The 13,386-nt window shown below is 69.0% G+C and carries 11 protein-coding genes; 2 read left to right on the forward strand and 9 right to left on the reverse strand.

What is annotated here, in order from left to right; translation table 11 throughout:
• Positions 1 to 77: 77 nt before the first annotated feature.
• The 9 genes from D0Y85_RS11660 to D0Y85_RS11700 form a co-directional block, all read right to left on the reverse strand.
• Positions 78 to 842 carry a 2,3-dihydro-2,3-dihydroxybenzoate dehydrogenase gene (locus D0Y85_RS11660; protein WP_117310576.1) on the reverse strand — a complete coding sequence of 255 codons (765 nt, stop codon included), beginning with the start codon at positions 840 to 842 and terminating at the stop codon, positions 78 to 80.
• Positions 833 to 4,711, reverse strand: coding sequence for a non-ribosomal peptide synthetase (locus D0Y85_RS11665; protein ID WP_117310577.1), 3,879 nt, complete (start codon positions 4,709 to 4,711; stop codon positions 833 to 835). Before D0Y85_RS11665 ends, D0Y85_RS11660 begins: the two co-directional genes overlap by 10 nt.
• The gene (locus tag D0Y85_RS11670; protein ID WP_117310578.1) at positions 4,708 to 4,965 is read right to left on the reverse strand and encodes a phosphopantetheine-binding protein; all 258 of its coding nucleotides are present in this window, start codon (positions 4,963 to 4,965) and stop codon (positions 4,708 to 4,710) included. The genes D0Y85_RS11665 and D0Y85_RS11670 overlap by 4 nt, the downstream gene beginning before the upstream one ends.
• Positions 4,965 to 5,597, reverse strand: coding sequence for an isochorismatase family protein (locus tag D0Y85_RS11675; protein WP_117310579.1), 633 nt, complete (start codon positions 5,595 to 5,597; stop codon positions 4,965 to 4,967). The genes D0Y85_RS11670 and D0Y85_RS11675 overlap by 1 nt, the downstream gene beginning before the upstream one ends.
• The gene (locus tag D0Y85_RS11680; RefSeq protein ID WP_117310580.1) at positions 5,597 to 7,249 is read right to left on the reverse strand and encodes an AMP-binding protein; all 1,653 of its coding nucleotides are present in this window, start codon (positions 7,247 to 7,249) and stop codon (positions 5,597 to 5,599) included. The genes D0Y85_RS11675 and D0Y85_RS11680 overlap by 1 nt, the downstream gene beginning before the upstream one ends.
• Positions 7,246 to 8,439 (reverse strand): isochorismate synthase, encoded by a 1,194-nt coding sequence (locus tag D0Y85_RS11685; RefSeq protein WP_117310581.1) that lies wholly within the window; start codon positions 8,437 to 8,439, stop codon positions 7,246 to 7,248. The genes D0Y85_RS11680 and D0Y85_RS11685 overlap by 4 nt, the downstream gene beginning before the upstream one ends.
• On the reverse strand, positions 8,436 to 9,632 hold the full coding sequence (locus D0Y85_RS11690) for an MFS transporter (protein WP_117310582.1): 1,197 nt from the start codon (positions 9,630 to 9,632) through the stop codon (positions 8,436 to 8,438). Before D0Y85_RS11690 ends, D0Y85_RS11685 begins: the two co-directional genes overlap by 4 nt.
• A gap of 152 nt (positions 9,633 to 9,784) precedes the next feature.
• Positions 9,785 to 10,114 (reverse strand): DUF3817 domain-containing protein, encoded by a 330-nt coding sequence (locus D0Y85_RS11695; protein ID WP_223485807.1) that lies wholly within the window; start codon positions 10,112 to 10,114, stop codon positions 9,785 to 9,787.
• Positions 10,115 to 10,202: 88 nt separating this feature from the next.
• Positions 10,203 to 11,138, reverse strand: a complete 936-nt coding sequence (locus D0Y85_RS11700) for a TIGR03571 family LLM class oxidoreductase (RefSeq protein ID WP_117310583.1) — start codon at positions 11,136 to 11,138, stop codon at positions 10,203 to 10,205.
• Positions 11,139 to 11,192: 54 nt separating this feature from the next.
• Between D0Y85_RS11700 and D0Y85_RS11705 the strand changes: the two genes are divergently transcribed.
• A complete protein-coding gene (locus D0Y85_RS11705; protein WP_117310584.1) occupies positions 11,193 to 11,672 on the forward strand; it encodes a GNAT family N-acetyltransferase in 480 nt (159 codons plus the stop codon).
• Positions 11,673 to 11,771: 99 nt separating this feature from the next.
• Positions 11,772 to 13,295, forward strand: coding sequence for a thioredoxin family protein (locus tag D0Y85_RS11710; protein WP_117310585.1), 1,524 nt, complete (start codon positions 11,772 to 11,774; stop codon positions 13,293 to 13,295).
• Positions 13,296 to 13,386 lie beyond the last annotated feature (91 nt).

The raw sequence follows: 13,386 nt of genomic DNA on the forward strand, positions 1-13,386 counted from the left end.
GACAAGGAACTCCCCATGGTAGTGCCGGCCGCTGGCCGGCAACCCATGAACCCCGCCCGGCGGTGTGCCCGGCCCCGTCACCCGCGCAGCGTGGCGCCACCGTCCACATACAGGTCACTCATCGCCACGTGCCCGGCCTGCTCGGACAGCAGGAACATCACCGCCTGCGCGATGTCCTCCGGCGTGGCCAGCTTGCGCAAGGGGATGCCCGCCTTGTAGGTGGCCGGATTGCCGGCAATCACCCGTGCCGCGCCCTGCTCGTCTTCCCACATGCCGGTCTGCATCGGGGTCAGCGTGGAGCCCGGCGCAACGATGTTGCAGCGGATGCCCAGCGGCGCCAGCTCCAGGCCCAGGCAGCGGGTGAACATCGTCGCCGCCGCCTTCGAGGCGGCATAGGCGGCCATGCCATGCCGTGGCACGCCCGCCGCGTTGGAACTGACGGTCACGATGGCACCTTGCCGGCGCGGCGACATCACCCGTGCCAGTGCGCGGCCGACATGGAACACACCATCGGCATTGACCGCGAACACCCTGCGCCAATCCTCGTCACGGGTGTCCACGACCTCGCCGACATGCAGCACGCCCGCCACGCTGGCCGCCAACATGATCGGTCCCACCGTGGCTTCCACCTGGTTTACCAGCGCGTCCACGGCTGCGCCGTCGGTGACATCCAGTGCGAAAGCCTGCACGCGCCCATCGTCGGTCACCAGCGCAGGTCGCTCGCGATCGGTTGCCACGACCCGGCACCCTGCGTCCAGCAGTTGCCCGACCAGCGCCGCACCGATACCGCCCGCTGCGCCGGTCACCAGCGCCACATTTCCTTCAAAACCCGTCAGCTGCATGTTGCACTCTCCTGTTGCCTGTCCCACTGCTGCAGCCGCGCCGACAACCACGGTGCCAGCTGCGCCACCGCATCGCGCCCGGTCAGTTCGGCGTGCAGGAACGGCAGCTCGATGGCATCCACCTGCAGCGCATGTGCCTTCCACAGCGCGGACTGCAACTGCGGCCGTGCCTGATGATCGCGTCCGGCCCGCACATGCGCCAGCGTTCCGACGAAGGGTCGGTGCTGGTGTTCGCGGATCAGTCGATTGGTCCCGGTCACCGCCCGTACCACGCCGTCGAGCACCACCTCGGGCAGGCTGCCCAGCGCGCTGCCGCCGCGCCGCAGGAAGGCGAGGATGCGCTCGCGATCGTCCAGTTCCGGATGCGCGTCCGGGTCATGCCCGGCGATGGCCAACAGCGCCCGCAGCGCCGCGATCGGGTCGGGCTCCGGTTCGGCACGCCAGCATTCGCTGGGATAGGCATCGAGCAGCACCAGTTCGCCGACCTCGCGGCCGATGTCATGCAGGCGCACGGCCATCGCCTGCGCGAGGATGCCCCCCACCGACCAGCCGAGCAGATGGATCGGCCCCTGTGGCTGCAGCGTGATCACCCGCTGCACATAGTCATTGGCCATGGCCTCGATGCTGCCTGGCAGCGGTTGCGTGGCATCGAGCGCGGGTGACTGAAGCCCGTACACCGCGCGCGTTGGCTGCAGCGCCCGGGCCAGTGCGCGATAGTTCCAGGCAATGCCGCCTGCCGGGTGCAGCACGAACAGGGGGGCTGCGGTTGCCTCGTCGGATGCCGACAGCGCAATCACCGGCCCCAGCGCGTGATCGGCGCGTGCGGGCGGCTCGGCGATGCGTGCCGCCAGCGCGGCTACGGTCGGCTGCGCGAACAGCGCGCCCAGGCCCAGCTCGCAACGCCAGCGCTGCTCGATGGCCAACAGCAGGTGCACGGCAGACAGGGAGTCGCCACCGATGCTGAAGAAATCCACGTCGACGGCCACCGGCGATTCGCGCCCCAGCGCCTGCGCGAACAGCCCGGCCAGTTCCTGCTCCAGCGGCGTGCGCGGCGCCCGCCCCACAACGTCCTGCTGCGGCGGTTTCGGCAGCGCAGACCGGTCCAGCTTGCCATTGGCGGTCACCGGCCACTGATCCACGCCCACGAACGCAGACGGCACCATGTAGTCCGGCACCCGCGTCAGCAGATGGCTGCGCAGCGCCGCTGCATCGAGCAGCGCCGTCGGCACATAGGCGACCAGCCGCGCCTCGCCGGGTAGATCATCGCGCAACAGTACTTCCACCCGGTCCATTCCAGTCAGCTCGCGCAACGCTGCTTCAATCTCGCCAAGTTCGATGCGCAGGCCGCGCAGCTTTACCTGATGGTCGCTGCGCCCCAGGTACTCGACAGCACCGTCGCCCCGCCAGCGTGCCACGTCGCCGGTGCGGTAGATGCGCTCACCCGGCAGGAACGGATCCGCCAGGAAGCGCTCGGCCGTCAGGTCGTCGCGGCCGAGATAGCCGCGCGCCAACTGCACACCGCCGAGGTACAGGTCACCGGCCACGCCCACCGGCACGGGCTGCATCCGTGCGTCCAGCACATACAGGCGGGTGTTCCAGACCGGGAAACCGATCGGCACCGGGCGCGAGCGGTCATCGGCCGAGGCTGGCCACCAGCTCACATCCACTGCCGCTTCGGTCGGCCCATACAGGTTGTGCAGTTCGGCATGCACCTGCGCATGGAAGCGGTCGCGCAGCGCGGCATCCAGCGCCTCGCCACTGGTGAACACGCGCCGCAGCCGCAGGTCCTGTGAGGCCGGTGCAGCCAGGAACGCATCCAGCATCGACGGTACGAAATGTGCGGTGGTGACACCATGGACGCGGATCAACCGCGCCAGCTCGGTCGGGTCGCGGTGTGCGTCCGGCCCCGCCAACACCAGCGTCGCGCCACACAGCAGTGGCAGGAAGAATTCCCAGACCGATACGTCGAACGTTGCCGGGGTCTTCTGCAGAATCCGGTCGTCGGCACCCATGCCATAGTGCTCGCGCATCCACAGCAGGCGATTGACGATGGCGCGGTGTTCGATCACCACGCCCTTGGGCTCACCGGTCGAACCGGAGGTATAGATCACATAGGCCGCATCGCCACCCATCGGGCCCGGCCAGGGTGCGGCAAAGCTTACGTCGGTCCACTGCTCCGGTGGCAGCACCGGCACATCTGAAAGACGGGATTGCACGCTGGCCTCTGCCAGCACACAGACCGGCTGCGCCGACGCCAGGATGCGCGCCAGGCGCTCCGCGGGATGGGCAAGGTCCAGTGGCAGGTACGCGCCGCCTGCACGCAGTACCGCCAGCAACGCAATCACCAGTTCCAGCGAACGCGGCAGCGCCACGGCAACGACCGTGCCCGGGCCCACGCCCAGCGAGCGCAGCTGCGCGGCCAGGGCGAAGCTGCGGGCCTCCAGCGCAGCATGGTCCAGCGTCGTATCGCCGAACACCAGCGCCGCTGCCGACGGATCGCGGTCCATGCCCTGCTGCAGCAGTTCGACCAGGGTGGTGTCAGGCAGCGCATGCGTGGTGGCATTGAAACCATGCACGACCTGCTTCGATTCTTCCGGCGTGGCCAGTGGCACCGTCGCGATGTCTTCGGCCAGCAGCGCGGCCGACACGAAATGCAGCAGCCGCCGGGCATGCGCCTTCATGTCATCCAGCCCATACAGGGCCGGGTTTGCTTCAATCTCCAGATCCAGCAGGGTCTGTCCATCGCCACGGAAGCCCAGTGTCAGGTCGTCAACCGGGCCGGTGCTCAGCACTTCCAGTGAGGCCTGCACACCTGGCAGCGCCAGCGGCTTGTAGAACGGCTGTACGTTGATCAACGGCCCATGCAGACGGTGCTGTGCACCGACCAGGCCAAGGTCACGACGCAGCTGTTCGCCACGGTAGCGCCCATGCTTGCGGCTCTGGCTGAGCTGGCGCCCGATGCGCCGGCAGAATTCCTCGACGCCGCCCTCGCCGCCCGCTACCCGCAGCGGCAGCACGTTCATCACCATCGCAGGTACCCGCGCCGCCGCGTTGCCCAGCCGCGCCATGTACGGCACGCCGAGCACGACTTCCTCGGACGCGCTCATGCGACGCACATACTCGGCGGCCAACGCGGCAAGCACATCCGGCCACGGCTGCAGCCACGATGCCGAGACCTGCAGCAGGCGCTCGCGCAAGGCGGGGTCCACCGGCTGCACCCAGCGCAGTGCATCGTCACTGGCCGCGGCGGTGCCGGCCAGGCCGGTGGAGGCCGGGGCGCCCTGCAATGCCTGCAACCACCACTGCCGGTCGACGTCGCGGCGCGCATCACTGCGGTAGCTGGCATCATCGGCCAGCACGCCCGCCAACCCTGGCAGCGCACTACCGGTGCGGCCCGCATACAGGGCGCAGACGCGGTCAGTGAACAGCGCCATGCCATAGCCATCGGTGGCCAGGTGATGCACGCGCAGGTACCAGGCCCAGCGCTGGCCACCCAGGTCGAACAGCACCTGCTGGCTCAGCCGGTCGCGGGTCGGGTCGACCGCGCTGCAGCGGTCAGCCAGCATCGCCGCGCGCGCCATCTGCTGCGGATCATCGGCCGCGGCGACATCGCGCAGCTGCAGCAATGGCACCCGCGCGGACTCGTGCCATTGCACGGGCTGGCCGTCCTCGGCCTCGGCGAAACGCAACGCCAGCGCCTCGGCCTCGGCGGCGGCCTGATTGGCGGCAGCGATGAACGCCACCACATCCAGCGGACCCTCGATCCACACCGCGTGCGCGGTATTGAATGCAGGATTCTGCGGTGCCAGCCGCTGGGCAAACCACAGCCCTGCCTGCGCCTCGGTCAGCGGCAGCGGCGATCCGCTCATGCCGTCTGCGCGGCCTGCAGCTGCTGCACCACCGCCCACCACTGGCGCAGCGTGGTGTGCTCAGCCAGCTGCGCGAACTCCAGTGGCAGCCCGGTGTTGCCCCAGGCCAGCACCAGCCCCAGCATGCGCATCGAATCCAGATCCAGATCGATCAGGTTGTCATCATCGCCGACGTCCGCCGCGTGGCAGTCCAGCACGCGGGCGACGTCGGCGCGCATGCGCTCCAGGGTCAGGGCTTCGGTCGTCGCGCTCATCACATTGCCTCCAGCAGCTGGTCGGTGGTCATCGGTACGCCGCAGGTGCGGGCGATCCAGTGCAGCGCCTGGTCATGGTCGGCACGCGTGAAATCGGCCACGGCATCGGCAGCGATGAACGTCTCGATATCACGCTGGAACGCCTCCACCGCCGTCGCGGTGCATCCGATATGCGCGTAGACGCCGGTGATCAGCAGCTGGTCGCGGCCGCGCACGCGCATCAGTGTTTCCAGATTGCTGCGCTGGAACGCGCTGTAGCGGTGCTTGACCAGCACATGCTCGCCCGGCTGCGGCGCGAGTGCGTCGATGATCGGCTCGTGGTCGGCACGCCGGCCCATGCCCGGGCCCCACAGGTCTGCCTGCAGGCCGCGGTCGCGGCGGTCCTGGTCGCCGTGCTGGGCGGTGTAGAACACCGGAATGCCGTGCGTACGGCAATGTCCCAGCAGGCGCGCGATGTTGTCCACCGCCGGCTGCAGCGGCGCGTTGCCGGCGTCGAATGCGGCGAGGAAATAGCGCTGCATGTCGTGTACCAGCAAGGCAACACGATCACGCTGGGGGCGCCAGGCGCCTCGCGCCTGCGGCAGTTCCGCAGCGGTCGGCAGGGAGTACGGGGTAATGCGGGGCAGCGCCATCAGCGCGTTCCTCCTGTCTGTTGCAGATGACGCGCGCGCAGCTGCGCGCGCAGTTCGCGGCGGCTGATCTTGCCAACCGCCGTGGTGTCGAAACTGTCCACGAAAACAATCTGATCGGGCACCTTGAACGCGGCCAGGCCACGCCCGCGCATCCACGCCTTCAGCGCCGGCGCCTTGATGGCCTCGCCCTGCTGGATCACGAAGGCACAGCTGCGCTCGCCCAGGTAGTCGTCAGGAATGGAGACCACGGCGGCGTCGAATACGCTAGGATGGGCCAGCAGATGGTCTTCGATCTCCTCGGCGGAGATCTTCTCGCCCGCCCGGTTGATGTGGTCGCCGGCACGGCCCTGCACCACCAGATAGCCGCCGGGCAGCTGCTGCACGCGGTCGCCGGTGCGGTAGAAGCCGTCGTCGGTGAACGAACGCGCGTTGGCCGCCGCGTCATTGTGGTAACTGCGGATGGTGTACGGACCGCGCGTGAGCAGATGACCAACCTCGCCTTCGGCAACGGGCTGGTCGTGGTCGTCGACCACGCGCACTTCATCATCCTCGCTGATCGGCCTGCCCTGGCAAGCGACAATCAGCTCCTGCGGGTCATCCAGCCGGGTGTAGTTGACCAGGCCTTCGGCCATGCCGAACACCTGCTGCAACGTACAACCGAGGCCATCGATGACCCGCCGCGCGGCTTCCGGCACCAGCTTCGCTCCCCCGACCTGCAGCACCCGCAGGCTGGACAGATCGTGCCTGCTGGTCGCCGCCGCCTGCGCCCACAGCAGCGCCAAGGGCGGCACCAGACCACAGCAGGTCACCTTCTCGCGCGCGATCAACGGAAATGCCGCATCCGGGCCGGGGCCCGGGCTGAGTACCACGCGGGCGCCGGCGTACAGCGCACCGAAGAAACCCGGCGAACTCATCGGGAAATTGTGTGCTGCCGGCAGCGCAACCAGGTACACGCTGTCGCGGTCGATGCCACAGATTTCGTTGCTGGCGCGGAACGAGTAGATGTAATCGTCGTGCGTGCGCGGAATGAGCTTTGACAGCCCGGTGCTGCCGCCGGAGATCTGCAGGAACGCCACCGACTGCGGATCAGGATCGGCCGGCAGCTGGCTGCGATCACCCTGCAGCGATTCCAGCGCGACGAACTCGGCCGCATCGCCGTCGATCAGTACGTGGCGTACCGCCGGCACTTCCGCCTGCAGCGCGCGCGCCAGGCCACGATGGTCGAAGCCTTCATGGACATCGGTACTGATGTAGGCACTGGCCTCGGCCTTGCGCGCAAAGTGGGCCAGCTCGGTGATGCGATGTGCCGGCAGCGCGTACACCGGCACCAGCCCGGCGCGGAACAGGCCACAGATCGTTGCGATGAAACCGGCCGTATTGCCCAGCTGCACCAGCACGCGCTCGCCGGGTTGCAGGCCCAGCGCCAGCAGCCCGGCGCCGATGCGCCCGGCCTCATGCCAGAGCTGCGCATAGCTCAGGCGCACATCGCCAGCCACCACCGCGATGTCATCGGCATGGCGCTCGGCGCGTTCGCGCAGGAAACCCGGGAAGGTTTCGCCACGCCAATGACCTGCGGCCCGATAGCGCGCGACCAGCGCTTCAGGCCATTGCTGCTGCAGCGGCAGGCGCGAATCAACGGTGGACGGCGTCATGCGGATACCTCGATCAGGGACAGCGGGTCCTGCACACCCAATGCGTTGAGCAGGGCAGCAAACTTGGCGGCGGTTTCGGCCACTTCGGCCTCGGGCTGCGAGTCGGCGACGATGCCGGCGCCGGCATACAGGCGCAGCTGGGTGCCCTGCAGGCGCGCGCAGCGGATCGCCACATACCAGTCGCCGTCCCCCTGTGCATCCAGCCAGCCCACCGCGCCGGCATAGAAGCCGCGCGGCACCGGTTCCAGCGCACGGATGCGCTGCAGTGCCTGCAGCCGCGGGGTACCGCAGACGGCCGGGGTGGGATGCAGCTCGGCCAGCAGGGTCGCCGCCGACGTAGCAGCGTCCTTCAGCGTGGCGTGGATGCGCGTACCCAGATGCCACATGCTGGCGGTGGCGTGCAGCACCGGGCGCGGCTGCGCTTCGATGTGGCTGCACCAGGGCGAGAGGCCATCGACAATGGCGTCGACAACATGCCGGTGTTCGTCATGATCCTTCGCCGATGCCAGCAACGCCTGCGCGGCGCGCTCGTCCGCAACCGGATCGGCACTGCGCCTGGCCGAACCGGCCAGCGGATGCGACAGCACCTGCGCCCCGCGTTTGCGCAGCAGCAGCTCCGGTGTCGCCCCCACCAGCCATGCCGGCGCCTGGCCAACGTCCATCGGCAGCGGCACGGCGTAGGTCGCCACCGAAGGATCGGTGCCGAGGCGTGCCAGCAGCATTTCCGGTGACAGCGCCTGCTGCGTGTGCGCCAACAGGCTGCGCGCCAGTACCACCTTGTGCAGCTCCGGGTCCGGCGCGCGCATCGCGCTGACCGCGTCGGCCACGGCCGCTGCATACGCCTGCGCCGAGGGCTCGGCAGTCAGCGCTCCGGACAGCGCCGGCGCCGCCTGCGACTGCACGGGCAACGCCGGCAGCAGGCGCTCGGGCTGGTACAACGCATCATCGGCGCGCGGCTCGAACGGCACCGCGCCGACCAGCAGGCCCGGCCCACCGCGCTGCTGCGCGAAGAACGTCGCCACGCGCTCGGCCAGCGTGGCCAGCACACCGGTCGGCAAGGGGGCGCGGCAGCCGCGCGCGTGCATCTGCTGATCGGCCTGCCGCAGCAGGAACAGCGACGCTTCGGCGGTGGGCTCGGGCAGCATCGACGCAGCCTCCGGCCACGCGCCCTGCATCAGGGAATCGTTCATGGGGTCTCCTTCATCCGATACGCTGCTGCCAGCACGCACAGCACCAGCAGCAGCACGCCGACCAGCAGGTAAGGCAGGCTGGCGCCGCCGCGATACGACAGGGTGCCGAGCATCGGCCCGGCCACCATGCCCAGCCCCTGCGCCGCCGCGACGGTGCCGGCCGCCGCCCCCTGTTCGTGCGCCTGCACCGCATCGGCGGCCAACGCCTGGAACGAGGGGAACACGAAGCCCATGCCGAACGCTGCAAGCGCGTAGGCCGCCGGCAACTGCCAGGTCTGCTGCACCGCCGCCACCGACGCAAAGCCGATGCCTGCGATCAGTGCGCCGAGGATGATCCAGCGCCGGGGATGCACGTCCAGTTTCATCACCAGCCCCTGCGCGAGGATCAGGCCCACGCCGACTGCGGTCAGTGCGATGCCGGCCATGCGTGCACCTTCGGCTGCATCCAGGCCGAAGCGATCGATGGCGAAGAAGCCGACCGTGACCTGGGCGATGGTCACCGACACCATCGCCACGAACGCGGCCATCTGTGGCAGACGCAGCCGCCGGTCGAGGCGCGACAGCGGTACGCGGTTGCGGCTGTGTGCGGCTGCCACCGGCGGCGTGGCCGGCAGGCGCCAGGCCAGCAGGCCCAGCGCGAGCAGCGGCAACAGCGCAGCCACGTACAGCGCCAGCGGCAGGTTCTTGTAGGCAAGCCATCCGGCAGCAGCCGGACCCAGCACCATTCCCAGCGCGTTGGCGCTGCCAAGGCGGGCGAGGAATTTCGCACGTTGGCCGGTGGGTGCCTTGTCGGCGATCAGCGCGGCAGCGGTTGGCGGCACAGCCGCGTAGAACAGGCCGATCAGGCCCCGCGCACCGACCAGCACCAGCACCGAGACCAGCACCGGCGGTATTGTCTGCAGCGCGACATCGATGAACACCGCCAGCGCGATGTAGACCACGGTGTAGGCACTCATCGCCAGCATCAGCACGCGTTTGCGGCCGATGCGGTCGCTGAGCTGGCCCCAGGGGCGCGCGGCCAGCATCCACAACACACCCGCGGCCGTGACCGATAGACCGGCATGCCATTCGGACAGGCCCAGCAGGCGGACCACCGGGCCGATGACGGCGACGAAGGACATCATCGCCATGGTGCCGATCAGGGCAGCCAACACCAGCGCCGGCAAGCCGGGAACCACGGGACGTGCATGCATGGAACACCAACCGTAACCAAGGAGGGAACGCCGGGCGCATCCGCACCCCGCGCGACGTCGCCCTGTCAGGCGGCGACGCCATCCTTAAATGATAACGGCTCGCATTTGCATTTGATACCCATTCGCTTAACGGGCACGCACCTGCGGGTGCATCACTGCCCTGCGCGCACCGACAGCAGGCCGCGACGCTTGAACCACCACTCCAGCGGCAGGGTCACCAGCGGCGGAATCGCAGCCAGCAAGGCCAGCCCCGTTGCCCACCATGGCCAGCGCAGGCGCAGCGCCGCAAACAGAGTCACCGCCACGTAGACCAGGAACGCCACGCCATGCAGCGGCCCGAACAGCTTCACCAGCGCGACGTTGGCCTGCGGGCCGTACTTGAGCCACATGCCGGCCAGCAGACCGGCCCAGGTGATGGCCTCGATGAAGGCGACGACGGCGAAAAGGCGCCCGGTCGGGTGCAGCGGGTTACGGTGGGTCACGCAGGGCTCCAGCGCTGGATATCAAATGCGAATGATACGCAGATGCGAACATGCCGGATACCTGCGGCGTGTCCACCAAGGTGGACGCCTACCGAAGCATATCGGGCAGGACGTGCTCGCCGATCTCGCCCAGTACGTCGTCCACCGGCCGGCCGTTGTCCACCAGGTTGAACATCACATGCGCCACACCCTGCGCGTGTACGCGTTGCAGGTACGCGCGCAGGCCATCGCGGCCCACCTTCAGGCCCAGCGGCAGCGGCTCCGCCGGCGCAGTTGGATCGGCCTGCAGGTCCAGCAGCATCGACTGCACGAATGGCTTGGGCGCGCCGCCGCTCTGGGCCAGCGCCTGCTGCCACAGACCGATGCGCCCTTCCTGCGCGGTCTCTTCGCGGTGATAGGTCGCCCACCCTTCGGCCTCGCGTGCGATCCACTGCAGGCTCTGCCGCGCAGTACCGACCACCAGCATCGGAATGCGCCTTGCCGGCTTAGGAAGTACGTCGTATCCACCGGTTGCCTGCAACACCGGCGCGCGCTCGGAGGGTTCGGGGGACAGCGCCGCACGCAGCAGCGACCAGCGCTCGCGGAAGGTGCCCGCCCTGCCCTGCAGGTCCTCGCCGAAGGCCGCGAACTCTTCTGGTCGATCACCCGAGCCCAGCCCCAGCACGAAGCGTCCACCGCTGATCCGGTCCAGCGTCAGCGCCGATTTCGCCACCTGCAGCGGTTGCCGCAACGGCAGCACGATGGCCGCAGTGCCGATCACGATGCGTTCGGTCGCCGCGGCCAGCATGCCCAACCACAGGAACGGATCATCCAGCGCACTGGCGGTGGCATCCGGCCCCTGCGGCACCATCAGCGGCACATCGCGGGTCCACAACGCGGCAAAACCCAGATCGTCGGCCAGCCGCGCGACGCGGCACGCCTCCAGTGGATCGGCCAGGCCGCGTGCGGCCACCGGCGTCATCAGGCCAAGGCTCAAGCCCTGCTCTGGAAACAGACGTGCATGGGCAGGATTGAAATCAGTCATGCCGCCAGCTTAGCGTGGGGCATTGACGCCGTCCCACAACAGGAAGTACAGCGCATGCCCAGGATCCGTCCCGCCCACGTCGATGACCTGCCCGCGATCAGCGCGGTGTGCATGGCCGCCTTCACTGCAGCCGTTGCGCCCATCCTTACCGCCGAGGGCATCGCCACCTTCGGCAACGTGGCCGCAGCCAGCGCGTTCGCCGAGCGCCTGCAGGGTGACAACCACATCCTGGTGGCCGAACAGGAGGGCCGTGTGGCCGGCGTGGTGGAACTGAAGGCGGGCCAGCACCTGGCGATGCTGTTCGTCGCGCCGGAGCTGCAGGGGCAAGGCATCGGTCGTGCCCTGCTGCAGGCGGTGCTGCCGCAGGTACGCGGCCCGCAGATGACCGTGCGCGCCTCGCTCAACGCGGTGGCGGCCTACGAACACTATGGGTTCGTGCTGGATGGCGAGGTCGGCGAGTACCACGGCCTGATCTACCAGCCGCTGGTGCTGGCGGTGCCCGCTGCGGTGGCTGCGCCCCTTGGTCCGCACTGATACCCCGCCCACATGCCGCGCTGCGCGTGCGACATAAGCAAACTGCATCAGCCAGCACCCCGACCGTTCCTACAATGGCCCACCACCCTGTCCTTCGAGATGCTGCCGATGCGCGTCGCGCTTTCCCTGCTGCTGTTGGCCTCGGCCCTGAGCGCCTGCTCCCCCGCGTCCGCGCCGGTACCGACGGCGAAGGCGGCATCGACCGCCCCGGCCTCCGCCATCGCCTGGCGCCAGGGCGATGTGGATGATGCGTTCAACGAAGCCGCCGAGAGTGGCAAGCCGGTGCTGCTGTACTGGGGTGCGGTGTGGTGCCCGCCGTGCAACCAGCTCAAGGCGGGGCTGTTCAAGGATCCGGCCTTCATCGCACTGACCGGCAAATTCGTGCCGGTCTACCTCGACGGCGACGAAGAAGGCGCGCAGGCATGGGGCGAACGCTTCGGTGTGCGCGGCTATCCGACCCTGATCGTGCTCGACCCGCAACGCAACGAAATCACCCGCGTGGCCGGCGGCAACGACGCGGCCGAACTGACCCGGGCCCTGACCGTCGCCGCCAGCCGCCGCAGCGCTGTCGCCGAAACACTTGCGACCGCGCTGGCGACGCCTGCCACGCTCGGCGCCGAAGACTGGCAGGTACTGGGCGATTACGGCTGGGAGGTGGATGCCAACCGCCTGGCTGGCAAGCGCAGCGCCCAGGACGTGCTGCAGCAGCTGGCCAAGGCCGCACCCGAGCCTGCGCTGCAGCGTCGCTTCGCGCTGCTCGCGTTGGCTACCGCCGGGAAACCGACGGCAGCGCCCACCCAGGTACGCGAACTGTTGCAGGCGGTGCTGGCACAACCGGCGGAGGTACGTCGCAACCGCGAGCTGCTGGGGTATGCCGGCGCCGGGCTGGTCAAGCAGGCCAGCGCTGGTCCGGCCAGCAGCAATGCCCTCGGCCAGCAGTTGCTGGTCGCGCTGGAACGTGCCGACGCCGCGCGTGGTGATCGCGCAGACGATGCCTTGTCACGTGCGTTGACCGAGTTGGCGCTGGCGCGCCAGCAGCAGCCCGAAGGCGCGCTGCCGGCAGCACTGGTGCAGCGCGTGAAGCAGCGCGTGGCCGCCGCCGATGCCGCGGCTACCGATGCACACGCGCGCCAGGCCACCATCAGCAGCGCCGTCTACGCGCTGCGTCAGGTCGATGACGATGCGGGCGCCGAGGCCTTGCTGCTGGCAGAGCTGAAGCGCAGCGAGCAGCCTTATTACTACATGCCGGAACTGGCCGAGCTGGCCGAGCAGCGTGGTGATACCGCCGGCGCCCTGGAATGGCTGAAGCGTGCCTATGAAGGCGCGCAGGGCCCTGCCACGCGCGTGCAGTGGGGCGTGCTGTACGTGGAAGGCCTGCTACGGCTGGCGCCCGATGATGCACCGCGTATCGAGCAGGCCACCGAGGCCTTGATCGCCGAGCTGGACAAGCAGCCGTCCGGCTACCACCAGCGCACGCGCCAGCGCTTCGAACGGCTGGCCGGGCAACTGCAGGCGTGGAGCGCCAAGCACAAGGGTGCGGACACGCTGGCGCGGCTGCAGCAGCGGATGCAGGCGGCCTGTGGTGAGCAGGTTGATAGCGGTTGCAGGGAATGGTTGAGCTGACGCCAGACGCAGGATTCGACGGATACAGGTAGTGCCGGCCGCTGGCCGGCAGCCCCGACCATCACCCGCTGCCGGCCAGCGGCCGGCACTA

The sequence above is a fragment of the Stenotrophomonas sp. G4 genome (genome assembly GCF_003428825.1).
Taxonomy (GTDB): Bacteria; Pseudomonadota; Gammaproteobacteria; order Xanthomonadales; family Xanthomonadaceae; genus Stenotrophomonas; species Stenotrophomonas indicatrix.